2 protein-coding genes are annotated in these 1,976 nt (G+C 35.9%); both read right to left on the bottom strand.

Annotated features, from left to right (window positions below; all coding sequences use genetic code 11):
- On the bottom strand, positions 1-1,211 hold a 1,211-nt coding region (locus tag GSY74_RS06840; protein WP_164664359.1), incomplete at its 3' end, for an ABC transporter permease.
- Positions 1,211-1,939, bottom strand: coding sequence for an outer membrane lipoprotein-sorting protein (locus GSY74_RS06845; RefSeq protein ID WP_164664360.1), 729 nt, complete (start codon positions 1,937-1,939; stop codon positions 1,211-1,213). The genes GSY74_RS06845 and GSY74_RS06840, both read right to left, overlap by 1 nt.
- Positions 1,940-1,976 lie beyond the last annotated feature (37 nt).

Genomic DNA, 1,976 nt, shown 5'->3' on the forward strand with positions numbered 1-1,976 from the left:
AAATGCTTAGTAGCCTCAATAGGCTTAAACGAATTAATATAAATAATAGGATAGACAACACTCAAAAAGTTAAGCAGATAAATCACCAAAACATTCCACGAGATAGTAAAAACATCAAAACTAAACGGCATCTCATCGGAGACTATCCCATATTGTTTATAGGTTTCACTAATCCCCTCTATAATGATAGGATTTAGACTAAAATAGTATGTTATATAGGCTCCTATAGGGGTAGCTAATAGTATTGCAATCGTTGAGAGGATAAATATCTCATAAAATAGTAGCCCTCTAACATTGGCTCGTGATAGACCAATAGAGCGAAGCACTCCAAACTCTTTGATGCGTGAGCTGACATTGATGAACCCGTAAATCATAATGACAAAAAATATCACCACAAAAAATAGAGAGAGAGAAACATAGCCAAATATGCTATCCACTTCAAGTAGCTCTACCATTGAACTCATGAGAGTTTTCCAAGTTAGAGACTCATATTTGGTATCTATTACCTCTTCTATTTTAGCATTTATCTTCTCTGCACTATCCAAGTTATCTATTTTTAGTATAATATATGATGCTTTGTTCTCTGAATACATTAGTTTGTCAAAGTATGCTTTGTGAACAAACGAGGCAGTTGCGTCAAACTCAAAAAGTCCTGTTTTAAAAATACCACATAGTTTGAAAATATCCGCAGAGAAAGAGTTGTCACTAGCAGAGCCTATAAAAGCTATCTCGTCACCAAGTTTAACTTTTAGTTTATTGACCAAATCAACACCACTATAGAGGCAGTTATTTTCATTATCTAGGTATTTGCCATCAATAAGAGCAGAACTTAGCTCATTTAGGCGTTTCTCTTTGTCAGGATTTATCCCCACTACCATTGAGGCTGTTGATTGCTCTTTGCTAGAGAGTAGTCCATAGGTCTCATATCGTGGAGTGAAGAGTTCTATCCCCTCTATATTTTCCAACTTTTTTGTGATGCTATCTACATCTCGTATCAGATACTCATTTCCACCTATATCACGATACCCTTTATGGTATATCTCTATCGCTCCTGTGTAGATTTTGAGAGAGTTTTGCAACATTGCATTGTGTGAACCATCCATCAGTGAGACATAGACTATAAAAAACAGAGCTGATACAAAAGTTAGCACCACCGTGGCGATAGAGCGACCTTTGTAAAAGAGAATATTTTTTAGAGCTAGATGGAACATTATCTTGAAAACCGTTTCAATGCACTCTTTTTGAAATATTTATCGGGTATTTCGGTATCATACTTGACCTCTTTTAGCTCTATTTTGGTGTAGTTATCCTTTTTGTCTGTTGGTCTTAGCTCCCAATGTGTAGGGATATAGTATTTTCCATATTTTTTGATGTCATGATAGAGAAAAACTCTCACCTCTTCTCCCTCTTCATCATAAAAAATATCTTTGGATGAGGTGTAGGTAGTGGTATCAATATGAGTGATAATCTTCCCCCAAATCACAGCAGCATCATCTTTTGGGATAAGTTCTATAGTTACTTTTGTACCATTTTTCTCCAAGATACGAGCCGCATAGTCCTCAATAATTGAGTTCTGCTTCACCATATCATCATTGGTAATATCACTCCCCATCCAGTTTTGCAACATCATAGATGGTGGAATTTTGATAACTCTCTCTATCTTTGGGACATACTGCCACATCTGATTATCAAGGCTCAAAAAGGTGATGCCTCTCTCTTTTGGAGGATATGTTATTTTGACAAAACTTTTCTCATTGCCCCTTGACCAGTTCTCTAGCTCAATGGTTCTCTTGTGTCCCATAGATTTGACCTCCATGCTCATCTTCATATAGATACTCTCACCTCGCATATTTTGGTCTAGTTTTTTAATTATCTCTTCAGCTTCATTGGAGAGTAGGAGAGTTATAGTTGTTATAAATAGTATTAGAAATTTTAACATTTTGAGTCCTTTTTGGGATAATAGTCTTTTTGAGCTT

Source organism: Sulfurovum sp. bin170 (genome assembly GCF_010892395.1).
Taxonomy (GTDB): Bacteria; Campylobacterota; Campylobacteria; order Campylobacterales; family Sulfurovaceae; genus UBA1140.